Origin of the sequence: Haemophilus haemolyticus M19501, assembly GCF_000222025.1 — a bacterium.
GTDB classification, from domain to species: domain Bacteria; phylum Pseudomonadota; class Gammaproteobacteria; order Enterobacterales; family Pasteurellaceae; genus Haemophilus; species Haemophilus haemolyticus_G.
Map to the genome: position 1 here is coordinate 212453 of NZ_AFQO01000008.1, position 26119 is coordinate 238571.

A 26119-nucleotide genomic window follows, 5' to 3' on the forward strand; every position below is an offset into this window, starting at 1 on the left:
ATGCTTGCTAGAATGTTATTTCAATCTTGGCGATTTGGTATCAAACGTAAATTGCTCGCCATTATAACTATTTTCTTAGCCGCTGGCTTAGTCTCTGCGCTGCTTGCTGTTTCCATTGATATTGGTGACAAAATGGCGAAAGAGCTGAAATCTTACGGTGCCAATATTTTGGTGGAGCCAGCCAGCAATGCGGCATTGCCTGATGAACTCAGCCATAGTGCTTCATTATCTAGCCAAGATTTTTTAGATGAAAAAGAACTTCCCAACATCAAAGATATTTTCTGGCGAAATAATATCGTGGGTTTTGCCCCGTTGCTTTCAGCAAATGTACAAGCGACAAAATCTTCACAAAATTCCACCGCACTTTCAGCACCTAAAACAATTAATGTGCTTGGTACCTTCTTTGATCATAATATTGCCGTGCCTGATGAAGAGGATTACCACACTGGACAACGAATCATTAGCCCTTATTGGAAAGTGGAAGGGGAATGGGTTGATGATTTAAACAATGACTTTGGCGAAATCGTTCCTGCACTTGCTGGCGAACAACTAGCCAAAAGAAATGGTTGGAAAATTGGCGATAAACTTAGCTTAAGTTACACAAACGATAACGGCGAAAGCCAACAAAGTGCAGTAGAAATTAAAGGCATTTTAAGCACTGGTGGAACAGAAGATAATCAGCTTGTGATGCCCCTAAGTGCGGTACAAAATTTGCTGGGTTTAGAAGGCAAAGTGCAATCCGTTCGTGTATCTGCCCTCACCGTGCCAGAAAATGATCTTTCCCGTAAAGCGCGCGCGAATACTGATGCCTTAGATGCGGAAGCTTACGACCGTTGGTATTGCACTGCTTATGTTTCATCAATTTCCCATCAATTAGAAGAAGCAATTTCTGGCGCAATGGTTCGCCCAATTTGGCAAGTTGCTGCGTCTGAAGGTGTAGTCATTGGTAAAATCCAACTCTTACTGGCGGTCGTTACCTTCGCGGCATTAATCGCTGCGGCAATGGGTATCGCTTCCTTAATGAGCGCAGGAATTATCGAACGCTCAAAAGAAATTGGCTTAATGAAAGCACTGGGTGCTTATCAATGGCAAATCACCTTATTGTTCTACTGCGAAGCAGTGTTAAGTGCATTAGTAGGCGGAATATTTGGCTGTTTAGCAGGATGGGGATTAGCCAAATTTATTGGTGCCGCCTTATTCGGTGCGCCTCTTGATTTTGCTTGGATCGTCGTGCCTTGTGTTCTCGCACTTTCTATTCTTATTGCTGTGATTGGCACTTGGTTCCCAGCGCATAAAATCGCTAAACTTTATCCTGTCGAGGTGCTTTATGGCAGAGCATAAAAGCGCAAGCACTCAAAGCATGTTCTGGCGATTAATTTTCCGCGCGTTGCGATTACGCCTCCAACGAGTGTTCATTATTTTCACCGCACTTACTGTAGGAGCAAGCATTGTCACTGCAATGGCAGCGGTTTACTTCGACATCAATACCAAAATGAGCCAAGAACTCCGCACTTTCGGAGCAAATTTCTACATTGGTTCAGCCGATGGTGGAATGATGAATCAAGCAGAATTAAACGCAATTTTACAAAAAGCACCCGATGGTTTTATCACTGCTGCCAGTCCTTACCTTTATGGCGTCGCACGTAGTGATTTAGAAAAAATTGTACTGATGGGCGTAAATTTTGATGCCATGCGAATCCTCTCCCCTTACTGGCAAATTACGGGATCAGCAATCAACGTAAATTTTGACGATCGTAATGCAATGATTGGGAAAACCCTTGCGGAACGATTACATGTGAAAGTGGGTGATAGCCTACAACTCTCTAAAAATGCCGTGGAAAAACACAGTTTCAACATTAAAGGAATTGTAGAAGCCGGTGATGCAACTGACAATATGCTTATTGTAAATGTTGAATTTGCACAAAATTGGTTGGATAAAGAAGGTGTAGTAAACAACGTCTTACTCAATGTGCAAAATGAGCTAGGCGTCAATACAGTGGATCAATTTGCCGAAAAAATCATGCAACAATATCCCGATTTAACCGCTCGCCCGATCCGTAAAGTTTCCGCTTCAGAAGGACAAATTTTAGAAAAAATTAAAGGCTTAATGGGCTTAATTTCCCTTGTAATTTTGGTGCTTGCAACCTTATGTGTGAACACCACCTTAATTGCAATTGTCGGCGAACGCTCCAAAGAATTTGCCTTACAGAAAGCACTGGGCGCGAGAAAATTAGACATCATTCGCCAAATCAGCACTGAAATTTTAATTATCGCGTTTTGTGCGATTATTATCGGACTTGGATTGGGTTATTTATTAGCTCAAGTATTGGGAATAACCGTATTCAAATCTTATATTGATATGCGACTGCCTGTATTGCCAATTACGATTGTACTTTCGTTATTAGTGGCATTTGTGGCTGTTATTATTCCAACACGTCGAGCATTAAGTATTAATGTTGCGAATGTGTTGAAGGGTGAGTAAAAGTGAAATGCTTATAAATTAGATAATAAAAGAGAAAAACTATGACCAACTTTGTAATAGAAACCCAACATTTATACAAACGCTTCGGGCAAGTTACCGCGCTGGAAGACATTAATATTCAAATCAAACAAGGGGAATTTGTTGCGATTATGGGGGCATCAGGCTCTGGTAAAACTACCTTGATGAATATTTTAACGGGCTTAGATACCGCTAGCGAAGGTAAAGTCATTTTAGATGGTGTTGATGCTGCCCAATTAGATGAAGTCGGTCGTCAACGTTTCCGCGCAGAAAAAATTGGCTTAGTATTTCAACAATTCCATTTAATCCCTTATTTGACCGCTCTTGAAAACGTGATGCTGGCACAACATTATCACAGCGTGATTGATGAAGTATCTGCCAAAGCGGTATTAGAACAAGTAGGCTTAGGCCATCGTATTGATCATCGCCCTAGCCAACTTTCAGGCGGTGAGCAACAACGTGTTTGCATTGCACGTGCGTTAGTGAATCAACCGCCCGTTATCTTTGCCGATGAACCAACGGGAAATTTAGATGAGCAAAACGAATCTTTAGTACTAGATTTACTCACAAAACTTAATCAACAAGGGCGCACTATTGTAATGGTGACGCATAATCCAGAGTTAGGTGAACTCACCGATCGTGTTATTTATTTACATCACGGAAAATTTGTAAAGGAAGAAAATCATGCGAACAAATAAACTATTGAAATTAGTTGCCATAAGTGCGGTTATTTTTGGCGCCGTTTCTTGTAAAGATGAAGTTGCCTCAGTAGGGCAAAAAGCGCCTGATATTGCTGCCTATGATCTTCAAGGCAATCCTGCAAACCTTGAAAATTGGAAAGGCACACGCTTACTTATTTTTTGGTCAGAAACTTGCGGACGTTGCATCGCAGAATTAAAAGAATTTGAAAAACTCGCAGAAGAGAATCCTGGAAAAGTTTCACTTATTGCGATTAATGTGGATAGCGATAAAATGGACACCAAAGCCGTCGTGGCTAAACGTGAACTCCATTTGCCTGTAATTAAAGATCAAATGAAAATTACAGCAGAACGTTATCAACTTATCGGCACACCAACTTCATTTGTCATTAGCCCTGAAGGAAATATTCAAGCTAAATATGAAGGCAAAATTCCCGAAGGCGATTTAAGTAAATTATTTAAAGGATAATCCATGAAACGAATTTACAAAGCTACTCTACTCTCTTTAAGCTTGCTCACCGCCAGCCAATTTGTATTAGCAGATGTTGATATGGAAAAAGCTGAAAATTTTTATAAACGAACCTGTGCCACTTGCCACGGGAAATCTGCTGAAAAATCAGCATTGGGGCAATCCCAAATTATCAATACGCTAAATTCAGAGGAAATTTACACCGCACTTTCTGATCGTAAAAGCGGAAAAATACAAGGTGCAGGCAACATGATAAAAATCAGATTGAGTGAAGAAGAGATAAAAATGCTATCTGAGTTTGTACCGACATTAAAAAATAAGTAAACAAAAATGCGGTCAATTTTGACCGCATTTTTATCACAACCCTACATTATCTTTAATCCGTTCAGCAAACATACCGATACTCAAGGCAAAATAATTAGATTTATTCCAATCTAAAATAGTACGGAAATTATTTGAAACTAAAAATGCTCTGCCCGCTTCACGATCAGGGCGAACTAACCAAAGCTGAGCATTTTCAAGTATACTTAATTTTGCTTGCTCCTGTGGATTTGTGCTTTTTAAAATTAACCCCATCGCTTGCCAATCTTTCAAAGAGCGAGCTTTATTGCTTTCTGTGCCAGAATAACTCAAATCAATAGGTTGCGTAAGCATCACCTCTACGCCCCAAGGCAAAGTATTATCCCAGCCTACTGTATGCAAATAATTGGCGATAGAAGCGAAAGTATCAAACTGGTTTTTCCAAATATCTTTTACGCCATCATTATTTCCATCAGCCGCATAACGTAAGAACGTGCTTGGCAACTGAGTTTGTCCCATCGCGCCCGCCCATGAACCTAACATACGTTCACGTTGAATATGATCTTTTTCAAGCATTTTCATGGCTGAAATAAATTCTTTCGTAAATAATTTTTCTCTACGACCTTCAAAAGCCAAGGTTGCCACTGCAGAAAGTACATCATATTTGCCTTGATAATGCCCGAAACTACTTTCCATTCCCCATAACGCAAGCAAATACTCCTGCTGAACACCATATTTTAGGCTTGCTTTTTGCAATGAGGCTTGCACTTCCCAATAACGCTCACCCGCGACATTCACTTTATTTTGAGTTAGTACTCTATTGAGATAATTGCTCGTACCATTAGGATTAGCCACTGTAGGGAAATTAGGATCTCTTTTACGAATTTTACCGGCTTGTTCACGATCTAAATCTACTGCCTTTTGCATATAGAGAATATTATTTTGAGCATTTAATACTGATAATGACACACCTTCAGCAGCTGCTTTACCTTTTAAAAATTGAACATAATCATTAAAATTTTCTGGCGTTCTTGGTTTAGCATAATTGGTGCTATTAACCACTGACTTAATATCAGACGAACTAGAACAGCCAACTAAAAAAAGTGCGGTGGATAATGCAGAAATTTTAAATAACATATTCAATTTCATCGTATTTCCTATTTACGTAAAAAAGTTTGATAAAGGTTTTTCAATAACGAGGTTGGCAATAAACGAGAACCAAAACGCAATGCAAAAGTAAATAATCCAGATAACAAACCCTGAATTCCCAAACGATATTTTAATTTGAACAAACGCCATTCTGCTTTAGCTTGATTGACACCACGGCGGCGACTCACCATACCATTTCCCACACGCGCATAAACTAAAATATCTGGCAAATTCGCCATATATAAACCTTGTGCGACAAGTTTGATCCACAAATAATAATCTTCTTGAAGATCTTCATATCCACCACAATTAATGACCGCACTTTTTTGATATGCCACCGTCATATGATTAAACGGACAACGTTTTTGCGTGAATTTGATAATTTCTTGAGCAGACGTTGGCACATTACGATATGCCACAATATCATTGATATTTTCACCAAATTCAGCAATTTGTCCGCCAAAAATGATGGTTTCAGGGTGCTGTTCAATAAACGCTACTTGCTTTTCAAAACGATCAGGCACGCAAATATCATCGGTATCCATACGGAAAACCCAGTCATAATCACAATGCAATAAACCTTCGTTCAAGGCTTTGCCTAAGCCCCGATTTTGCGGCAATTTAACTAATTTTAATGGCAGTTTTGTTTCAAATTCTGTCACAACAGATTCTAATTCTGGCGTTACTGCGCCATCAAAAACCAAGACAATTTCATCTGCTTGACGAGTTTGTGCCACAAGACTTTCAAAACACTCTCGCAAGAATTGAGGATTTTCCTTAATATATAAGGACATTAGGACTGAAAATTTCATTTTATTTTCCCAACCGTTTTAAATTAATGGCTAATTTTGGCGAAATTAAAATAACCAACGTAATAATGAATTGTTTAATGCTTTTTGTTTTCTTAAAAATATCAAAATAATATTTTGCTGCTTTACGCGATAAATTCATGACATGGGGATAAGCCAAAATATAGCTCGCGTTAATATCAAAATTACGAGCTTGCTCTACCGTTTTCACATAATGCTCGCGAATATAATCAATGGCTTTTTGCGTATTAGTGGTATCCGTAGACACACTTGAGCGTTTAGTATGGAAAGTACAATAAGTTAGTGGTTCATTAATTTTATAAGGGGTAAAACTTGGCTCTTGTAACAGTTTTAACAAGAAATCATAGTCTTCCAAAGAACGAAGTGCGGTGGATAATCCACCTATTTTTAAAAACATCTCTTTTTTAATTGCAACCATTGGCATGCCACCAATCTTATTGGCTAACAAAATACGTTCTATCGAGATTTCTTGGGGTTCAATCGGTCGAGTCACATAAGTAAACCCTTCATTGACCATTTCACACTTAGCTGGATGATAAATAAAATTAATATTCGGATTTTGCTTAATAACTTGTAATACTTTTTCACATTTTTCCGGCATAAAACGATCATCATCATCGAGAAAAAGCAACCAATCTCCCTTTGATGCACGCGCGCCAATATTACGACTTTCCGCTGCACCTTGATTGGTTTCATTACGAATCACTGTAACTGGAAAAGAATAGCGTTGCTCAACGATGACTTTTTCTTTTGAGCAATCATCCACAATAATTACTTCAAAATGAGTCGATGTTTGGTGAGTTAAACTTTCTAATAAGGCTGGCACTTCTGCTTTTCGATTATAAGAAGGCACAATAATGCTTAACATAATTCCTTCCTTTAATTAGCCAAATTTTTCTTAATCGCAAAGATTTTTTTCAATGGATATTTCATTAATTTTTTAAACAAATTATTGGATAAAGATCCACGAACACTTTCTAAATTGCTTATCAATACAGGATTTTCAATGACCATGAGAGGGCGAACCACTTTATTTCTTATATTAAAATCCTGTTCAAAGAGTAAAAAATCATCCGCTAACCAAAACGGTTTATTTTGAGAAATTTGCTGAATAAATCTTCTTGCAGCTGATTTTTTTATAAGGTACCCCACCGTGCCAGCAAAATAACTTTTATAAGGAAAAGCGTAATTTACATTGCCTGTTTTTTTGCATAAAAAAGAGAAGGTTGTCGGATAATTAATTTCTAAATCAAAATCATTGAAATCATTAATTTTTGACTGCCCAACCAATATAATTTCAGACTCAAGTTTTTCTGCTAAAAGTGCGGTTAAATTTTTCTGAAAATCTGGATGGAATAAAGCGTCATCTTCGCAAACTAACGCATAACTATCTTCAGCGATATCATTGTCTTCAACAATTTTTTGGTATACAGAAAGATGACTTAATGTACAGCCGATTTCGCCCTTAGTGACATTACGGCCATAATGTGCTTTAAATTGTTCAATATTAAAAATAGTAGCTAATTCATCCCAATCTTTTTGCATGGTATTAACGGCAGAAAAAATTTGAAAATCCTCAGTGTTTTTTTGAGAAAAGAATAATTCCCGACGCTGAATATCTTTATCTAAAGAGATCAAATATTTTTTTAACATAAAATTATTCCTTATAAAATCGCTTTCCATTCTTCAATAATTTTCTCAATGCCATAATCTTCACTCATTAAACGAGATTTGTCTGACATTTGCTGATAAAGTTCAGGATTATTCATTAATAAATCTAAACCATTAACCATTTCTTCAATATTATTTTGTTCACAAAGAAAACCATTTTCTTTATGTTCCACTAATTGCTTTACGCCCGGAGAACAATTAAAGGCAACAATAGGCAAGCCAAATGCCATCGCCTCAATAACGACTAAAGGCAACCCTTCTGTTTGTGAAGGTAAACAATAAATTGAACTGCTTTCATAATAAAAAGCGACATCATTGGTACGAGGAATAAAATTAACTGAATCTTCAATATCCAATGCTTTAGCAAGATTTTTTAAATTCTCTTCTTCCTCACCCGATCCCACTATTTTTAAATTCCAATCTGGGTGATCTTTTGCTAAAACTTGCCAGGCTTTTAATAAATAATCAAAACCTTTATAAGAAAATAAATGCCCTACAGATAAAATAGTTTTATTTTCCAATTTTGCTAATTTATTTTTTGGCAAAAGCGTATTTGGGTTAGCTATACTGATTATATTGTTCGTTTTAAATTTTGCTTGCCACAGCATTTTTTCTGACTCAGTTAATGTGACGATTTTATCACATCTTGTTGAAGCTAAATATTTACCGAGCGTACGAACTAGACGATTGCCAGTAAAGTTAAAAGAATAATGCTCCCATAAAATATGCTTTACATGTAAATTGACCAACGCCAAAGCTGAAAAGAGCATAATCGCACCATCAACCACAATTAAGGTATCCAGCTGTAATTCTTTAACCAATTCTCTTAATTTTTTTGTGATAGAAAAATAATCTTTTTTCAATGAATAGGGCAATTTATTCATTGCGTAAATATTAATTTTTTCATCGACTTGGAAAAAAGGCTTGTTACCGCCAATGCTAATAAAAGAAACATCATATCCCTGTTTAGCAAGAGCATTAGCAACATTAATGGAAACGCGCTCTGTTCCCCCCGTACTTTCGATATTCATAATAAAGAAACCAATTTTTTTCATCTTAAATTTCCTTATAAATCGTTAATCCAAGCTTAGGAAATGAATCGTAACAGAATTGCCATCTTGGAATACTCGTTCTAATAAAACGAATTTCCACATTAGGATGACTTAATAAATTAAACGCAACAGAACTGAAGAACGTGTAAATAATCACCTTTTTATTCGCTAAATGTTTAAATACGTAATCTTCAAAAATAAGTTCTGATTCAACATAATTTACCCCATCCACTCGATAATCTTCTGCTGGATGAGGAAAATAATAGTCAAAAGGAATCTGATCTTTTAATTTTTTTATTAATGAGATGTTTTCCTCTTTTGTATTTAACAAGGGTTGTCCAATAAAAAATGAGACTTCGCCATCTATCTCACCATCTACTTTATTATCCCATAAGGAAATAGGTTCAACATTGGAAACAATATTTTTGTAATTAGGATAAACCGTATAATGTTTTTTTATTTTTTTAAATAATTTATGCACACTATATCTATCGCCAATAAAGGCTTTAATCAGTTTGTATTTAAATGTATCAGGCTCTCTCAATAAATTGGGATGTGGGAAAATATTATCTGAACCATCATCAAAGGTATAAAGCTCTTTAAATGAAACATGACTAAGATAAGTTTGTAGCCATAATGAATTAAGATTGGCGAGAAAAACCTTATCAAAACCTTTGTGCGTAATTTTATTCTTGAGCTGGCGCATTAACTTGAAAGAATCGAAACCTTTTAGATCTTTCCCCGTATCAATGTTCATCGAATCACTACAAGCCTCTGCTAATTTACTCGCATACAAGGTTCTTTTTTTATCCCATACACCACCAAACATGACGCCAAAGAATTGCTCGTTAGGATGTAATTCAATGATTTTTCTCGCAATTAATACTTGCAATGGTGTGCAACAAAGAATGAGATTCATAGGGTTCTACTCACTTTAGATGTCATAACATAAAGAATAGGAATAATGGAAAGCGAACCAATAATTCCAGCATAAGGGATATATTTAATTTCTGTAAAAGTTAAAGCTACAAGGCTTGCCACATAAATAACTGTAGATAAAACCGAACATTGGGAAATAAGTTTATTTTTTCCATAATAGAAAAGATAATTAACTAAAATTAAATAAGGAATACTTAATGTAGTCGAAATTAAAAATAAAATAAAATAATATTTCGTTCCCATAAATTGGCTACCTAAAATCCAAACTAGCACATCTTCAGGAATAATCCACATAATTAAAGCAGGAATAGGTATCAGCAAAAAGGAAAATAACGCCCATTTATGTAACTGTTGAATCACTAATTTCTTTTGTTTCAAGGCTTCATAAAAATAGGGAAGAATCGCTTTATTAAGAGCTTGAATAGCAATAGAAAAAATTAAAGCAAGTTGAGCCCCCATCGCATAAAGCCCTAAATCTGTTTCACTGAATTTATGATAAATAAAAATACGATCTAACTGCCCTTTTAAGAAAAAGCTCGCATGATGCAAAATAAGCGGCAATCCAAATCCTAAAATATAAAATAATGCAGATTTATAATGTTTAAATTGATATTTCTTAGATTTTGCATTCTTTCTGTAAAGAAAATAAGAAAAAAACCAGACGACTAAATTACTCAACAAAATGGCCAAAATTCTTTTTTCAACAAGATCATTTTGATAATACTCGAGCAATGCTACGGTAAATACCGCACCAGTAATAGTGAGTGAAAATTGAATAAAAGCATAAGACCAAGCTTTTTTCTGGCATTGTCTTACACTTAGCTGAACATTTAAGAAAGATTGAAAAATTGAGGAAAGTGCGGCATAAAATAATATTTCAGACTGAGCAATCCAACAACCCATTAAAATAATGCATCCAATTATAGTGGTATAAGCATAGCCGGTATTCACCACTAAATTTAATGAACGTTTTCCGTAAAAATAAAAATAACGGGAAATTGCGCCTTCTTGAGTTAAAGAAACCACAATCAAAAATAAACTTAAAAAAGTTTGATAGTAAGAAAGTGAGCCATACCCTTCTACGCCCAATTTACGTGATAAATAAGGCAAAAGTAAAAAAGGAACTAACTTTGACGATAATTCCCCAACAAGGTAAATGACACTGTCTTTAAAAACTTTCATAAATATAACCGCACTTTTTGTGAATTCGAGCGTTTGTTTATCAAAAAATAAGGGGACTTATTTTAACAAAATCAACATAGACAAGCTATGACTAATCATTATAATGAAACCGCTCTATATCAAGGATCTTATCTATGTTAGAACTAGGAAAACTTCTTACCGCACTTATCGCACCACCTCTCAATACCTTTGTATTACTGATTATTGCAGCGATTCTTTATCGTGTTCATATCAAAAAATTAGCCAAATTTATTGCGCTCATCAGTTTCACCTGGCTTTATATCATGAGTGCGCCTTTTACAGGTTTATTGCTAACAGATAATGATGATTCTCCAGCCCTTACCCTAGATGACTATAAACAAGCTCAAGCCATCGTCATATTAGGCGGTGGATCTTACCCCACTAAAGAACTGTATGCAGAAACTGCTTCTGGCGCACCGCAACTAGAACGGTTACGTTATGCGGCATTTTTACAAAAAGAAACTGGCTTGCCTGTTTTAACTACTGGCTATTCTTTGATAGGCATTTCTGAAGGCGATTTAATGGCAAAAGAACTTAACCAATTCTTTAATGTGCCAACACAATGGATCGAAAATAAAGCCTGTAATACGGAAGAAAATGCCAGTTTAACTAAAAATATTTTAGTGAAAGATCATATTCAAAAAATTATTTTAGTAACAAATCAATGGCATATGAAACGAGCCAAATACCTTTTTGAAAAACAAGGATTTGATGTGCTTCCTGCTGCAGCGGCAAGCTATGGCAACAAAGGAAATCTATCTGCAAAATCTTTTGTTCCTGACTTAGGTGCATTGAATAGCAATATGGTTTTATTAAAAGAGTGGATTGGTTATTGGAAAGCCCATTACGCACAATAATTTACTTATAAAAACGAACCTTCTTTGATGAAAATCACAGCTTGCACATATATTTTCGGTTACCATAAAAATCACTCAATTTGATGTAGAGAACAAGTTATGAACGGAATCGAATTACGCATTAAAGGCAAAGTGCAAGGTGTGGGATTTCGCCCTTTTGTGTGGTTATTAGCAAATGAATATGGCCTAAAGGGCGATGTAAATAATGATGGGCAAGGAGTGTTAATTCGATTTGTAAATCCAGAAAAAGAAGCACTCACGCATTTTTTAAAAGATTTACAGGAAAAACTACCGCCCTTAGCACTGATCACAGATATTCAACAATGTGAAAAACACTGGGAAAATCTACCGCACTTTACTGAATTTGTCATTCGAGAAAGCGAAAACAATGCAATGGACACACAAATTGTGCCTGATGCCGCCACTTGTCCCGCTTGCGTAGAGGATTTATTCAATCCTGAAAATCGTCGTTATCACTACCCTTTCACTAATTGTACCCATTGCGGGCCTCGTTTTACGATTATCAAAAAGATTCCTTATGATCGTAAAAATACATCGATGTCTGATTTTCCTTTCTGCCCAGATTGTGAACATGAATATAAAAATCCAGCGGATCGTCGATTTCATGCCCAACCTAATGCCTGCCCAGTTTGCGGCCCGCATATTTGGTTACAAGATAGCGAACATCAACTTGCAACACATCAAACAGCCTTAAAACAAACCGCACTTTTGCTCAAAGAAGGGAAAATTTTGGCAATCAAAGGGATCGGCGGTTTTCATTTAGCTTGTGATGCACAGAATTTCGATACAGTTCAATTACTGCGAGATCGTAAACATCGTCCAAGCAAACCTCTTGCCGTAATGGTACCAAGTTTAGATTTTTTACAAAATTTAACAGAAACCGAAATCAAATTACTCACTAGCACAGCTGCGCCAATCGTTTTGTTACAAAAAAATAAGGTGCCCAATCTTGCAGAAAATATCGCCCCGAATCTAAATGAAATTGGGGTGATGTTACCGAGTAATCCATTACAGCATTTGCTTTTACGTGAAATCAATCAACCGCTCGTCATGACATCTGCCAATCCTAGTGGTGAGCCACCTGTTTTAGACAACAAAAGTGCGGTGAAAAAATTAAGTAATTTGGCAGATTTCTATCTTTGCCATAATCGCGATATTTTGCAACGCGCTGATGATAGCTTAGTGAGAGCCTCTTTTGATGGTGTGGAAACGCTACGCCGAGCACGTGGCTACGTTCCTGATGAAATGCTATTGAAAACGGAAAATACAAAAAATATCTTGGCGTTAGGTTCTGATCTTAAGAATACATTTTGCCTACTAAAACAAAATAAAGCCGTTGTTAGCCAACATATTGGTGATACCGCTAATGAACTTGTGCAACAACAATTAGAAAATAATATCGACTTATTTTGCCAAATTTATCAATTCAAACCGGATTTAATCGCGGTTGATGCTCACTCAGGTTATTTTTCATCAAAAACGGGGAAAAACCTCGCAAAAAAATTATCGGTACCTTATGTGGAAGTTTTACATCATCACTCACATATTGCTGCCGTATTGGCAGAACATCATTGTCATGAAAAAGTGATTGGTCTTGCTTTAGATGGTATTGGAATGGGGGCTAACGGGCAACTTTGGGGCGGTGAATGTTTATTAGTAGATGGCGAACAATCTCAACATTTAGGTGGATTGCCCGCCGTTGCTTTGCCAGGTGGCGATCTTGCCGCCACCCAACCTTGGCGTAATTGGCTTGCTCATCTTCAAAAATTTGTACCCAATTGGCGTGACATAGCGGCTAAAACTTGTTCCGAATTACCTTGGGAACCCCTCTCCAATGCTATTGAACGTAATCTTAATTCTCCCCTTATTTCATCGGCTGGGCGACTATTTGATGCCGTAGCTTATGGGTTAGGTATTGTGGGTGACAAACTCTCTTGGGAGGGGGAGGCAGCTTGTTATTTAGAAGCACTAGCCACAAAATCTGATTTTATCAAAGATGAAAAAAATGCGGTCAATATTCACGTTAAAATGCCAATCAAAAATAATCAATTGGATTTATCCACATTTTGGCAAAGTTGGCTAGATTACGATGATTCCAAAGAAAACAAAGCATTTATTTTCCATTATGCGCTGGCAAAAGGTTTTGCTGAATTAGCTCGTCAGCAAGCCAAACGCCACAATTGCAAAACCATTGTACTTTCAGGCGGTGTAATGCATAACCAATTATTACGTCGTTTGTTGAAACAAGCGCTTGCAGAATTTAATGTGTTAAGCGCACATCAATATCCAATGGGAGATGGCGGATTAAGTTTAGGGCAAGCGATGATCGCATCAAGATTGTCTGGCTAATGCCAAATTCATTTAAGCAAATGTTGCTTATTAACATATAAAAAAACGATCGCAAGTTAAGCTATCGTTTTTTATGAATGAAGGCAATTACAATCGGGTAATTTCGCCTAAATCGCCCCCATCCTTCAAAAATTCATAGAAAAATTCTACCGCACTTTTTACAGCTTCACTCATCGGAAAACCAAAGGAAACAAGATCAGGCTGGATACCAATAAAAATAACCTCAGGAATATCTTCCTCTAATTGCTCGATTAAAAAATTAAGTGGCAAATTATGCGTGCTGACGAAGAACATTTCTGCGATAAGTTCTTTGTCAATAATACGAATTTTACCAACGGGCAGTTCCATTTCTGTTGCATCAAAGATAATTAAACGCTTTGGTTTCATGACTCGGATCTGATGCACAAGATTTTCCGGTGCAGAACCACCATCAAGTGCGGTCCAATTTGGCAACGGATTTTCACTACAAAGCTGAGCAAGATAAGGACCAGCCCCATCATCGCCCATCATTGTGTTACCAACAGTTAGAATTAGATTTTCATTCATCACGACGTTTCACCATTATATACATCACAGGTTCACGCTGGATGGAAGCAAGCGTGTCCATTAAAATATCGACCCATTTTTGATGTTCAGGCGAAAAATTGGCTCTATTTTCATCAAGTGCCTTAGCCAATAAATTCACATGACTTGAATCAATCACTATTTCACCAAATTTCATTAAGCCCGCAAACTTACGTTTTGCATCCCCTTCAGGGAAGGTATCTACAAAACGTTGGTAATCGGCATAATCACAAATCAGCAATTTTTTAAAGCAGTCAATTACACCAACGTGGTGACCAATAGCAAGGGAATAATACATTACTTGCTTGGCTTGCTCTGGGACTTGCTCATCGTTTTCAACAAAACGCTCATTGAGTAAATAGAAAAAAACTTGGGTTGTCATGGTACGTCCTATAAAACTTGTAAAGTAATTTCTTCGCTAATCAATACTGCCAAATCTCCCCTTACCCCTCTTTGCTAAAGAGGGGGATTATTCTTTAGCAAGAAAGTATCTCCTCTCTCATTTTTATTTTCTGTTGTTAATGCAGAAAACTAGATTGAAATTGACCGCTCTTATTCCCCTCTTTATCAAAGAGGGGTAAGGGGAGATTTGGCAGAAATCAAAACGGAGCTATTAGTTTATTTATCAATCGTTAGACTATCCCGAAAACGGCATACTAATTGCATGTAATCGGTTTACGATTTCACTCAAACGAGGATCCGCTTCACGTTCCAAAAATTCGCCAAGGCGAACTCCAAATGGAACCTGATCTTTTTCAGACATCATACTCATAAATTGATTAGCAATGTCTCCACCTTGTCGATACCCTGCCAAGCGACGCGCTTCACGTTCTAATTCCACACGTAAATCTAATGGAATATTTGGGAAACGTAATTTAGCCTCTGCATTAGGATCGGCAATTTCTTGTTTACCTTTGAGTTTTTGATCAAGTAAACCAAGTGCCATTGCAAAACCATAAATAGTCGCTGCTGGAGTTGGAGGACAACCAGGAATATACACATCAATTGGCACAATTTGATCGCTACCGCCCCATACGCAGTACAAGTCATGGAAAATACCGCCACCACAACCGCACGCTCCATAAGAAATACAGATTTTTGGATCGGGTGCAGCTTGATAAGCACGCATCGCAGGTGTACGCATTGCACGAGTTACCGCGCCAGTAAATAATAAAATATCCGCATGGCGAGGTGATGCAACAACCTTAATCCCAAAACGTTCTGCGTCAAAGGTTGGTGTAATGGTACTAAAAATTTCAATTTCGCAACCATTACAACCGCCACAGTCAACACGGTAAACATAAGCGGAACGTTGAATATTTTTCAACAAAGTTTGTTTCATTTTCGCAATGTTTTCATCCACGCTAAATGGCGTTGAAATACCATTCACGGGCATTGGGATTTGTGTGTTCATCTTGCAATCTCCCTAACGTGATCAAATAATGCCAATTTCACGCGCATATTGGATTCCATATCGGCGGTTTTTTCCAAACTGTTTTGGCGTTTACAGGTTGGGCAAGTGTTGAGCACCGCTAATTTATGTTTTACCAGTTCATCGTTATCCAACGTTTGTTTGAATAAATCCACGGCATAATTGAGTTCTTTATGAGAAACAAAAGGTTGGCCACATTGATGACAAATCGTTGTAGTAAAGGTTGTTTCTTGATAAAGATCCTGTTTATTGCTAACTGATAATTCAAAATCTTGGCTTAAACGAATCGCTTTTGTTGGGCAAACTTCTTCACAACGGCCACAGAAAATGCAGCGGCCTAAAAATAATGACCAAGTACGTTCGCCTGTTTCTGGATCGGTACGCATGGTAAGCGCATTAGCTGGACATGCCATTGTACAGGCTGCACAAACAATACATTGATCAGAGTTCAGTTCTGGTTTACCACGGAAATCAGGATCAACTTCATAGGGTTTAAACGGATATTTAGTGGTAACATCCCCCGCATTTAATACGGTTTTAAGTAATTTAAACATTGTGCGCCCCCTATTTTAATGGTGAATTTTTACGTTCAATGCCGTAGCGTTCGATTTCTTTGTAAGAAACCGTTTGTGCTTTGCGTTTACGTACATCCACCACCGTCACACGGTCAGTACAAGAATAGCAAGGGTCAAGGCTACCAATGATAAGCGGCGCATCTGATACCGTATTGCCACGCAACATATAACGTAAAGTTGGCCAGTTTGCATAAGTCGCTGCACGACAACGCCAACGATATAATTTTTGGTTATCGCCAAGCATTGACCAGTGAATATCTTCACCACGCGGCGCTTCCGTGATACCTAACGCAAAACGTCCAGGGGTGTAATTGAAACCTTCAGTGATAATCGCACCAGTTGGCAAGTTATCTACCATATAATCAATGATATTCATGGATTCAAACACTTCATTTACCCGCACTTTCACACGAGAAATGACATCACAACCATCTTCAGTGAAAACATTGAATGGCACATCGCCATAGCCTGAGAATGGATGAATTTTACGCACATCACGAGCAAAACCAGAGGCACGAATTAATGGTCCAACAGGGCTGAAATCACGTGCTACTTGGCGTTCTAATTTACCCACACCGACAGTACGTTGTTCCATATTTGGCGTATTGAGTAAAATATCCACCAATGTTTTGAGTTCTTCACGCATTTCACCGATAAGCTTGATACATTGCTCACGCTGATGTTTCAACATATCACGACGCACACCACCGATAAGGTTAATACCATAGGTTTTACGTGCACCAGTTAGCACTTCAGCCAAGGTCATGGATTTCTCACGAACACGGAAGAATTGCATAAAGCCGGTATCAAAGCCGGTAAAGTGGCTAGATAGACCTAAGTTTAATAAGTGACTGTGCAAGCGTTCAACTTCCAACAAAATTGCACGAATCCATTGTGCACGTTCAGGAATTTGAATACCTAATGCATTTTCGACTGAGTTAGCATAAGCAACACTATGGGTAAAACCACAGATACCGCACACACGGTCAGCCAAGAAATTGACTTGATCGTAATCCATTCGAGTTTCTGCCAATTTTTCCATACCACGGTGTACATAGAATAAACGGTAGTCCGCATCAATAATATCTTCCCCATCGACAAACAAACGGAAGTGTCCCGGTTCATCTGATGTAATATGGAGAGGACCGATAGGCACAATACGCGCTTCGCCTTTTTCGTTAATAAACTCATAGGTTTCTGTTGCCGTAGTTGGATCTGGACGCAAACGGTAATCCATCGAATCTTTACGCAATGGGTAAAGATCATCTGGCCAGTCATCTGGTAACACTAAACGACGTTGATCGGGAAGACCGACGGCTTTTAAACCGTACATATCGAATAATTCACGTTCGCCCCACACCGCCGCTTTGACTTTCGGTGTCACAGAAGGAAATTCCAGTGTAACAGGATCTACGAGTGCTTTAATCGTCACAAAAGTTTTGACGACACCTTCCATAGAAAGCACGTAATAAACAGCATAATGACCATGAATTGAGCGTTCATCGTTACCAAAAACTAATGGCAACCAGCCTTCATGTTGATAGTAAAGATATTCCACCACATCAGGTAACATATTGGTTTTCACCGTTAAAGTGACTTGATTTGGTGTAGACCACTCCTCATCTAAAATTGTATTCGGAAATTTTGCATTAACGGCTTCAATATAATTTTTGCCGAGCATTTTTACCGGATCGACCGATGTATTTTTAGTTAATTCCATTTTTTCCCCCAGTTGTCGATCATTTCGCTAAACTTTGCCAAGGTAAAACTAGCATATCGCCAAAGGACACATGTTCAGATCCAAGCACAATTCCTACCGCACTTTTTAGTAACTGCAAGATTGGCTCTGCAATATGGATACCCATTACAAACATTAACAACAATAGTATGGTCATTGCCGCCAAAGAGACTTTACTGACTTCGCCTGCTTCTACATTATCAGGTTGTTTACCAAGCACTGTTTTTAATAGCATTAAAGCAAGTCCTGCAAGCACGATAGTAAGTAAAATTAAGCATAAAATAACTAACCAAGTTTTACCCGCTGTAATCCCTGCGACCACAACACTAAATTCACTCACAAATACGTTAAATGGAGGGATACCGCCCAATGCCAACGCACCACCGGCAAAAAGCACCGCACTCACTGGAGCAACACGCCATAATCCACGCACTTGATTCATATCACGGGTTTTATATTTCAATAGAATATTACCCGATGCACAGAATAATAAAGTTTTCACAAGGCTGTGGTTGATGGTGTGAAGTAAACCTGCAAATACCCCAATTGGGCCACCAAGACCGAAAGCAAAGCTGATTAAGCCCATATTTTCGATACTTGAGTAAGCAAGCAAACGTTTAATATCAAATTGCACGATGATAAATAACGCCGCCACAAGCACTGAAAGTAAACCAAAGATCAACATTAAAGTTTGTGGAAATTCTGCGCCAACAGCTTTTGAAACTAATGTGTAGTAACGCAACACCACAAGCATTGCACAGTTTAATAACACCGCGGATAAAATTGCACTCACTGGGCTTGGTGCTTCACTGTGTGCGTCTGATAACCAAGTATGCATTGGAAATAGACCGCACTTCGTGCCGAAACCAATCAATACGAAAGCGAATGCGATATACATCAACATTGGGTTTAAACCAGTGGCTTGTTGATTCACGGCTGACCAGAAAATCGCTTGGCTTGGATCGGCAAGCACACCATTTGCATTCGCAAAGGTTAGAAGTGTGCCGTATAAACCGAAAGCGACGCCCACAGAACAGATGATGATGTATTTCCACGCAGCTTCAAGGGATGTTTTTTGTTTGTAAGTACCGACCAAAAACGCGGAGCTTAATGTTGTCGCTTCAATGGCAACCCACATTAAAATTAAGTTATTGGTGATAACTGACACAATCATCGTAAAGAAGAATAAGTGTAAGAAACCGTGGTAATGAGCATAGGTTTTAAAATCAATATGCCCTTCTTCCAATTCTGTGTTCATATAACCGATGGAATACACACCGGCAAGTGAACCCACAACAGCAATTAAGCCTAAGAAAATGGCAGAAAGACTATCAACATACACCCAGTTGTTAAATGCACTGACACTGCCTTTTTCCAACACGCCAGAAATGACCTGTACGGAAAAGAACAACATCAAAATTAACCCAGTAATGTGGAATGCGGTACAAACTGTCCGATTTTTTGTTCCGCGTAGTGCAAAGCTTTCAAAAGCGATGACTAAAGGTGCGACTAATAACGCAATTATCCATTGTTCATACATAGCGTTACCCCTTCAAACTCATAAGTTGTTTAGCATCAACAGTGTTGAAAGTGCGGTAAATTTTATTCACCAACACCACCATAATGATGACCGCAAAAATCGCATCGGTGGCAATGCCGATTTCAACTAATTCTGGCGCATTGTTGGCAAGTAAAGCCAACGTTAAATGCGCACCGTTTTCCATTAAACAATAACCGAAAACTTGTTTCACAATATTACGTTGGCTCACAATACACACTAAACCTAAAAGGAAGTGGCTAAGTGATACTGACAACGCTGGTTTTAAATGTTCAACTAACGGTAAGTTCACTGGAATGACAACAAAGTAACATAAGCAAACGATGATAGATGTGATCGGGATCAACCAAGCGACATTCATTCCCGCAGGAGTTTGACTTTCGTCAATTTTTCGTAAAGAAAAGATTAAAATTCCTGGCACTAATAATACTTTCGTGACGAATGCACTAATGGACCACATATAAAGTTCGTGAGCTTGCATTTCAAATGCCAAATAAACGAATAACACCACCAATACAAGAGACTGTAAGCCATAGCATAACGCGGATTTTTTTGCGGTTTTTGCCATAATGACACAAAGCGATGTAATGATGAGTAAACTCGCTAATACATTGATCATTAACATAATTCTCTCCTTAACCCGCAAGGCCTAACCAATAGGCAGCGATAAAGCTAGAACACACAGACATCACCATTAAAATCACTAAAACAAATGTCATAGAGAATGGCAATGGTTGCGCATTTTGCACGTCTTCAGATGGTTTACCGATAACGCATTGACCAAATTTATAAAGCAACCAAACAAATGTTGCCGTAGATTCAATCAACGCAATCACCATTAACCAAGTTACCCATGAATATTCTTGTCCAAGGTCGAAACCTGCGGCAAATAATGGGAATTTGCTGAAGAAACCGTTAAACGGCGGCACACCAGCAATAGCCAATGCAGCAATACCAAATCCAGTACCAACCACAGGCATGGTGCGCATAATCCCTTGTAAACGAGGCATTGAACGTGTACCTGTGGCATAGCTCAATGAACCTGCAACCAAGAAGAATAAGCTTTTCGCAAAGGCGTGGTTAAAGATATAAGCAATCGCTGCAACAAAAGCTAATTTAGAACCTAATGCTGCAAGAGAAAGCCCAATGAAAATGTAAGAAAGTTGAGTAATAGTTGAATACGCAAGTAAGCGTTTTAAATCCGCTTGCGGCAAGTACATTAAGAAACCATAAATCAATGTAATCATTGCCATCACAATCCCTACTTCACCCACAATGTGTGGAATTTCACCAGCAGACATCACGGAACGAGCAAAAATATAGACGCCCACTTTTACCATTGATGCGGCGTGCAAATACGCACTGACCGGTGTTGGCGCTTCCATTGCATTTGGTAACCAAATTTGCATTGGAAGTTGTGCTGATTTACCCCATGCAGCAAACATCACGCCAAATAACACGATAGTTTTCGCTTCTGGCGCAAGATGTTCTAACGCCGTGATAGAGAATGTGCCGGATTGGCTAAATAAATAAGCCGCAGCAAGATATAAACCTAATGAACCAACATGAGTGATAATCAACGCTTTCATCGCAGCCGCCATTGCTTTTTGGCTTTGATAATAGCTGATTAATGCCCAAGAACATCCCCCAGTGATTTCAAAGAAAAGCAACTGACCCGCTAAAGTTGATGAATACACCAAGCCTGCCATTGCACCGATGAAGATCAATAAGAAAGCATAAAAACGAGGCAATCCGTTATGCGGATGTTCGCGGTTTTTATCGGTTAAGTAGCCACAAGAATACAAGCAAATTAAGAAACCTAAACCTACAACGGCAAAGGCAATTAATGTACTCACTGCATCTAAGGTCACGCCGAAGATTGCGGTATCACCAAATTTGACTAAATCATAGGTGACAGATTGTGCGCCATTTGCATACCACTGCCCCGCCACAGCAAGTGTGCCAAGGGTAGCAAGTGCGGCAAAAATTGTGGCAATTTTTGGGAAAGATTGTTTGTTCAATCCCACAATAAACGCACCGACAAACGGCAAAATGATTGTAATTAGTGCTAAACGTTCCATATTTCCTCCTTACAATCCTGTGAAGTAAAACACAAACGCCAACACTGAAATGCCGAAACCGACCACAGTTAAACGTCCTGTTAGCATAAAGCGGGTACGTGCCAATGTGTTTTCAAACACACATGCGGCGATAAATACCACGAGCAATTTCACAAAGAAAGAAACGATGCCTAAAATGACCGCACTTACCGTGAACTCTTGTGCTGCACCGAATGGGAAAAGCACGCTCACAAAGATAGAGGCAACCACCATTGATTTTAAACTCAAACCGACTTTCAATAAGGCGAAAGACGGGCCTGAATATTCAGTCAGTGGGCCTTCTTGAAGTTCTTGTTCTGCTTCAGCCAAGTCAAATGGGATTTTGCCCATTTCAATAAAGATCGCAAAAGCTGCGGCAACTAAGGCAATCACCGTTGCAACAGGATATTGCCAAGGTTGGCTAGAAAGTGCGGTGCTAATAACTGCAAAATTTGTAGAACCTGCAATTAAAGCAATCACAATGAATGCCAACATTAAGATGGGTTCAACAAGTACGCCTAATGTCACTTCACGGCTTGCACCTAAACTTGAGAAAGTACTGTTAGAATCCAAACCCGCAATTGAGAAGAAAAAGCGGAACAACGCGAACAAATAAATAACGGTGATTAAATCACTGCCAGCCCCAAACGGTGAGTGATGAGTAAACATGGGTAAACTCATCGCAACCACCATAACTGTGCTAATTAACACATAAGGCATAACACGAGATACCCAACCCGCATTATCTGGCCAAATATTTTGACGCGTCATTAATTTTGCAATGTCGCGATAATCTTGTAACAAGCCCGGGCCACGACGAGATTGAATACGAGCCCGAATCATCCGTGAAATGCCTGAAAAGAGCGGTGCTAAAGCGAGAAGAATTAACGCTTGCACAATGGCTAAAAGGAACATTCCAGCGGAAGTGGAAATTTCTGAAGGTAATGAAATCATAATTTCCTCCTACATCAACGCAATGGAAAGTAATAACACAACCAAGGCAATCACGAAGTACACGCAATAAACGCGGAAGTCGCCTTGTTGTAGCCATTGAATTTTACGACCTAACCATGGGATAAAATGCGCAATCGGCATTGTTACTTTTTCTTCCCAGAATGGTTCTGTTTTGGTCGCACCTGAAATTAATGCATTAATACCTTTTGCACCGGCAGGCGCAGGATCAAGCACTTGACGCAAGGTATAAAGTGGTTTGAAGATAATACGAAGCGGACGAGTAAAACTACCCGCAGATGCTGCCATATCCATTTCGTAAGCATAACCACAAGCCCAAGGATTGCCTTTTGCACGATCTGCCATACGATTGCCTTTGGTGTAAGCGTAATACATAAACGGCAACACAAAGAATGCAATCAACATAATGCTCACCATTGGTGTAGAAAGCGCCGTATTCGGTGTATTGCTTGCTACCACTACGCCATTTTCCGCTAAATTAAGCATTTCATTATGAGAAAGTGCGGTTGCAATATTGGCAATAATTGGAGTTACCACAGAAGCGCCCACGCCCAAAAGTACACAGAATAATGCCAAGATTGCCATTGCAATCACCATTGGTTTTGGCACTTCACGTGCATGTGCTGCTTTTTCGCTGCGTGGTGCACCACCAAAGCTAATACCATACACTTTCACGAAACAAAGTGCGGCAAGCGCACCTGTTAAGGCAAGCATAATGATTGCAACAGGGCCAGCGATACGTAATACCACATCATTGTGTTGGCTTAGACTGAATAAAGATTGATAAGTAAACCATTCACTCACAAAACCGTTAAACGGTGGTAATGCAGAAATTGCCATGGTACCAATCAAGAAACAGAAAGCCGTAAATGGCATTAATTTGCCAAGTCCGCCCATTAAATCCATATCTTTTGAATGTAAACGGTACATCACAGAACCCGCACCCAAGAACAATAAACCTTTGAATACCGCATGGTTAAGTAAGTGATATAAACCGCCAAGCAAACCGACAATAGCAAGTACAGGATTATGGATTGCCATACCAATCATACCGACACCTACACCCATCATAATAATGCCAATGTTTTCTACGGTGTGATACGCCAAAAGTTTTTTGATGTCATGTTCTGCTAAGGCATAAAGTACGCCAAGCACAGAAGAAACTGCGCCAAAAGCAAGCACAATCACACCAAACCACATATTGTGTGCGCCAAGTAGATCAATACCAACTTTGATAATCCCGAAAATACCGATTTTAACCATCACACCAGACATCATTGCAGAAGCATGAGAAGGTGCTGCTGGGTGAGCTTTTGGTAGCCAGCTATGTAATGGAATCATCCCTGCTTTTGCGCCGAAACCAAGAAATGCTAAAATAAATACCGTAAAGGCTAAAGGCATTGAAAGCTCGGTGTGGCGGAAGGCTTCAAATTCAAAGCTACCTGCGTAGCAATAGAAAATAAAGAAAGCGATCATAATCAACACAGAACCAGCGTGAGCAATGAAGAAATACAACAAGCCCGCATTGGTTGCGTTGTCATCTTGTTCGGTTAGCACTAAGAAGTAAGATGCCAAAGACATCATTTCAAAGAATACTAAAAAGTAGAAAGCGTTATCGCTGGTGACCAAAGCAACCATTGAGGCGATAAACAAATTCATAAAGAAACCCATCGTGCCAGCGCCTTTTCCAATGTATTCTTTCACATAGGAAAAGGAATAAAGTGCGGTGATAATAACCATTAAAGAAATTACACACACCATAAACGCAGCTAATCCGTCAATGCGGATTGAAAATTGGGCGAAGTCGAAAGGGGTTGAAAACACATCAACGACCGTATCGTTGCTGATAAGCACGGGAATGCAGGCAACAATGCCTAACAAGCCACCAAGTACACCGGTCACGCCGGATATATTGATTGAAAGTTGTTCATTTTTTCGCACAGCGAGAGAAATAAACGCACCAACGACATAAATCAACAAGGACGTGATGAGTAAACTGATTGAAGAACTCATAATTTCACTCCATTGATTAACGAGTAAACAAACAATAAACTTTTATCTTGGCACGACAGGAGAACCCATCATTGCCATTTCGCGTTTTTTGCGATTTGCTTGTTCGATACTCTCATCACTAATTAAGAATAAAGTTTTTGTTGGGCAAGTTTGCATACAAGCAGGACCTTCTTCACGGAAATAGCAAAGATCGCATTTCACTGCGATGGCTTTTACACCCGGTTGCCATGCAAGCATATTATGAACATCAGTATTATTCGGTGCGGTGCGAATATCACGTTTTACCGCATCAGTGAAAGAAAAACTGTCGTAGTGGTTTGGTGCATCTAATGGTGCGCTACCGTGTTGAGTAATCGCCCCAAATGGACAAGCAATGGCGCAAAGTTTACAGCCAATACACAAACCTTCGTTTAATTGAATAGTGTCATTTTCGTGCTTAATTGCATGCACAGGGCATACCGTAGCACAAGGTGAATCATCACAATGGCGACACAAGATCGGCACAGTAATATCGTCGTTACGCATTACTTGTAACCGCGGAAAGGATTGTAATCCAAAAGCTTTGTGTACTTCGCTGCAAGCAGCCATACAGGTATTGCATCCAATGCAATCTTTCGGATCACCTATAACAAAACGGTTCATATTTTCCCCCAAAGTATGTATAGATAGAAACAGAAAGTAGGTGGAAGGCATTACGCCAATACATCACAATAACCACTCTGGAAATAAGGATACTCCTTCAGAGTTACCCCGACTAGAGTAAAACAATTGTTTTATTGACTGAGATCATAAATTTTTTTGTTTTTATCAAAGAAAAAATTTAGTATTGAGATTGACTCTCAATTCAATTTGTTAAGATTGTAAGTAATTGAAACTATTAAACTAATTATTGAAAAAAATTGCTAATGCAATGTTAAATTCCTGTTGGAATTTTCTCATTAAACACAAAAGTGCGGTAGATTTTCCGCAAGTTTTGGAGCCTGCTTTGAAGTGAATTTTCATTATAAAAATCCTCTTTTCTATATGAGAATAAACAGAATAGGCATAAAAAAGGCCGCAAAGTAGCGGCCTTTTTTAGTAATTCTTTTGTAAATTAAACTTTACTTGCTAACAAATAAAGTAGTGGAAGT

The 26119-nt window shown here is 38.6% G+C and carries 25 protein-coding genes; 7 read left to right on the forward strand and 18 right to left on the reverse strand.

All coding sequences use genetic code 11. From position 1 onward, the window contains the following. Genes GG9_RS03035 through GG9_RS03015 form a run of 5 tightly spaced genes read left to right on the forward strand, consistent with a single transcriptional unit; the run spans position 1 to position 3991 of the window. Positions 1 to 1341, forward strand: coding sequence for an ABC transporter permease (locus tag GG9_RS03035; protein WP_005631932.1), 1341 nt, complete (start codon positions 1 to 3; stop codon positions 1339 to 1341). Beyond that, positions 1328 to 2482, forward strand: a complete 1155-nt coding sequence (locus GG9_RS03030) for an ABC transporter permease (RefSeq protein WP_005631933.1) — start codon at positions 1328 to 1330, stop codon at positions 2480 to 2482. The genes GG9_RS03035 and GG9_RS03030 overlap by 14 nt, the downstream gene beginning before the upstream one ends. Positions 2483 to 2523: 41 nt before the next feature. Next, complete coding sequence (locus GG9_RS03025; RefSeq protein WP_005631935.1) at positions 2524 to 3198, forward strand: ABC transporter ATP-binding protein; 675 nt, start codon at positions 2524 to 2526, stop codon at positions 3196 to 3198. Then, positions 3185 to 3667, forward strand: a complete 483-nt coding sequence (locus GG9_RS03020; RefSeq protein ID WP_005631937.1) for a TlpA family protein disulfide reductase — start codon at positions 3185 to 3187, stop codon at positions 3665 to 3667. The genes GG9_RS03025 and GG9_RS03020 overlap by 14 nt, the downstream gene beginning before the upstream one ends. Positions 3668 to 3670: 3 nt before the next feature. Beyond that, positions 3671 to 3991, forward strand: coding sequence for a c-type cytochrome (locus GG9_RS03015; protein WP_005631938.1), 321 nt, complete (start codon positions 3671 to 3673; stop codon positions 3989 to 3991). A gap of 33 nt (positions 3992 to 4024) precedes the next feature. Here GG9_RS03015 and GG9_RS03010 read toward each other — a convergent pair whose 3' ends face one another. From GG9_RS03010 to lsgA, 7 genes are read right to left on the reverse strand one after another with little or no spacing between them, the layout of a single operon-like run. Beyond that, positions 4025 to 5116, reverse strand: coding sequence for a lytic murein transglycosylase (locus GG9_RS03010; protein ID WP_005631939.1), 1092 nt, complete (start codon positions 5114 to 5116; stop codon positions 4025 to 4027). Between the two features lie 8 nt (positions 5117 to 5124). Then, positions 5125 to 5928, reverse strand: coding sequence for a lipooligosaccharide biosynthesis galactosyltransferase LsgF (gene lsgF, locus GG9_RS03005; RefSeq protein WP_005631940.1), 804 nt, complete (start codon positions 5926 to 5928; stop codon positions 5125 to 5127). A gap of 1 nt (position 5929) precedes the next feature. Beyond that, positions 5930 to 6814 (reverse strand): lipooligosaccharide biosynthesis N-acetyl-glucosamine transferase LsgE, encoded by an 885-nt coding sequence (lsgE, locus tag GG9_RS03000; RefSeq protein WP_005631941.1) that lies wholly within the window; start codon positions 6812 to 6814, stop codon positions 5930 to 5932. A gap of 11 nt (positions 6815 to 6825) precedes the next feature. Next, positions 6826 to 7599 carry a lipooligosaccharide biosynthesis galactosyltransferase LsgD gene (gene lsgD / locus GG9_RS02995; RefSeq protein WP_005631942.1) on the reverse strand — a complete coding sequence of 258 codons (774 nt, stop codon included), beginning with the start codon at positions 7597 to 7599 and terminating at the stop codon, positions 6826 to 6828. 11 nt (positions 7600 to 7610) lie between these two features. Further along, on the reverse strand, positions 7611 to 8672 hold the full coding sequence (gene lsgC, locus GG9_RS02990; RefSeq protein WP_005631943.1) for a lipooligosaccharide biosynthesis family 4 glycosyltransferase LsgC: 1062 nt from the start codon (positions 8670 to 8672) through the stop codon (positions 7611 to 7613). Position 8673: 1 nt separating this feature from the next. Beyond that, positions 8674 to 9588: a lipooligosaccharide biosynthesis sialyltransferase LsgB gene (lsgB, locus tag GG9_RS02985; protein ID WP_005631944.1), complete on the reverse strand. Its 915-nt coding sequence runs from the start codon at positions 9586 to 9588 to the stop codon at positions 8674 to 8676. Further along, positions 9585 to 10790 (reverse strand): lipooligosaccharide flippase LsgA, encoded by a 1206-nt coding sequence (lsgA, locus tag GG9_RS02980; RefSeq protein ID WP_005631946.1) that lies wholly within the window; start codon positions 10788 to 10790, stop codon positions 9585 to 9587. The genes lsgB and lsgA overlap by 4 nt, the downstream gene beginning before the upstream one ends. Positions 10791 to 10924: 134 nt before the next feature. Between lsgA and GG9_RS02975 the strand changes: the two genes are divergently transcribed. Both GG9_RS02975 and hypF read left to right on the forward strand, forming a co-directional pair. Continuing rightward, positions 10925 to 11668, forward strand: coding sequence for a YdcF family protein (locus tag GG9_RS02975; protein WP_005631948.1), 744 nt, complete (start codon positions 10925 to 10927; stop codon positions 11666 to 11668). A gap of 99 nt (positions 11669 to 11767) precedes the next feature. Beyond that, on the forward strand, positions 11768 to 14038 hold the full coding sequence (gene hypF, locus GG9_RS02970; protein ID WP_005631950.1) for a carbamoyltransferase HypF: 2271 nt from the start codon (positions 11768 to 11770) through the stop codon (positions 14036 to 14038). Between the two features lie 87 nt (positions 14039 to 14125). Here the strand turns inward: hypF and hycI are convergent, their stop codons facing one another. The 11 genes from hycI to GG9_RS02915 form a co-directional block, all read right to left on the reverse strand. Continuing rightward, a complete protein-coding gene (gene hycI / locus GG9_RS02965) occupies positions 14126 to 14584 on the reverse strand; it encodes a hydrogenase maturation peptidase HycI (protein ID WP_005631952.1) in 459 nt (152 codons plus the stop codon). Beyond that, the gene (locus GG9_RS02960) at positions 14577 to 14984 is read right to left on the reverse strand and encodes a formate hydrogenlyase maturation HycH family protein (protein ID WP_005631954.1); all 408 of its coding nucleotides are present in this window, start codon (positions 14982 to 14984) and stop codon (positions 14577 to 14579) included. Before GG9_RS02960 ends, hycI begins: the two co-directional genes overlap by 8 nt. A gap of 255 nt (positions 14985 to 15239) precedes the next feature. Then, positions 15240 to 16016, reverse strand: a complete 777-nt coding sequence (locus GG9_RS02955; protein ID WP_005626090.1) for an NADH-quinone oxidoreductase subunit B family protein — start codon at positions 16014 to 16016, stop codon at positions 15240 to 15242. Continuing rightward, positions 16013 to 16588: a formate hydrogenlyase complex iron-sulfur subunit gene (locus GG9_RS02950; RefSeq protein ID WP_005626087.1), complete on the reverse strand. Its 576-nt coding sequence runs from the start codon at positions 16586 to 16588 to the stop codon at positions 16013 to 16015. The genes GG9_RS02955 and GG9_RS02950 overlap by 4 nt, the downstream gene beginning before the upstream one ends. A gap of 10 nt (positions 16589 to 16598) precedes the next feature. Further along, positions 16599 to 18329 carry a hydrogenase large subunit gene (locus GG9_RS02945; RefSeq protein WP_005631956.1) on the reverse strand — a complete coding sequence of 577 codons (1731 nt, stop codon included), beginning with the start codon at positions 18327 to 18329 and terminating at the stop codon, positions 16599 to 16601. 19 nt (positions 18330 to 18348) lie between these two features. Then, positions 18349 to 19887 carry a hydrogenase 4 subunit F gene (locus GG9_RS02940; protein ID WP_005631958.1) on the reverse strand — a complete coding sequence of 513 codons (1539 nt, stop codon included), beginning with the start codon at positions 19885 to 19887 and terminating at the stop codon, positions 18349 to 18351. Between the two features lie 4 nt (positions 19888 to 19891). Further along, positions 19892 to 20530, reverse strand: a complete 639-nt coding sequence (hyfE, locus tag GG9_RS02935) for a hydrogenase 4 membrane subunit (RefSeq protein ID WP_005631960.1) — start codon at positions 20528 to 20530, stop codon at positions 19892 to 19894. A gap of 10 nt (positions 20531 to 20540) precedes the next feature. After that, positions 20541 to 21986, reverse strand: coding sequence for a hydrogenase 4 subunit D (locus tag GG9_RS02930; RefSeq protein WP_005631962.1), 1446 nt, complete (start codon positions 21984 to 21986; stop codon positions 20541 to 20543). Positions 21987 to 21995: 9 nt separating this feature from the next. Then, a complete protein-coding gene (locus tag GG9_RS02925; protein ID WP_005631964.1) occupies positions 21996 to 22958 on the reverse strand; it encodes a respiratory chain complex I subunit 1 family protein in 963 nt (320 codons plus the stop codon). A gap of 9 nt (positions 22959 to 22967) precedes the next feature. Continuing rightward, positions 22968 to 24989, reverse strand: coding sequence for a hydrogenase 4 subunit B (gene hyfB, locus GG9_RS02920; RefSeq protein ID WP_005631966.1), 2022 nt, complete (start codon positions 24987 to 24989; stop codon positions 22968 to 22970). A 42-nt stretch (positions 24990 to 25031) separates the two neighbouring features. Further along, positions 25032 to 25631 (reverse strand): 4Fe-4S dicluster domain-containing protein, encoded by a 600-nt coding sequence (locus GG9_RS02915; RefSeq protein WP_005631968.1) that lies wholly within the window; start codon positions 25629 to 25631, stop codon positions 25032 to 25034. Positions 25632 to 26119 lie beyond the last annotated feature (488 nt).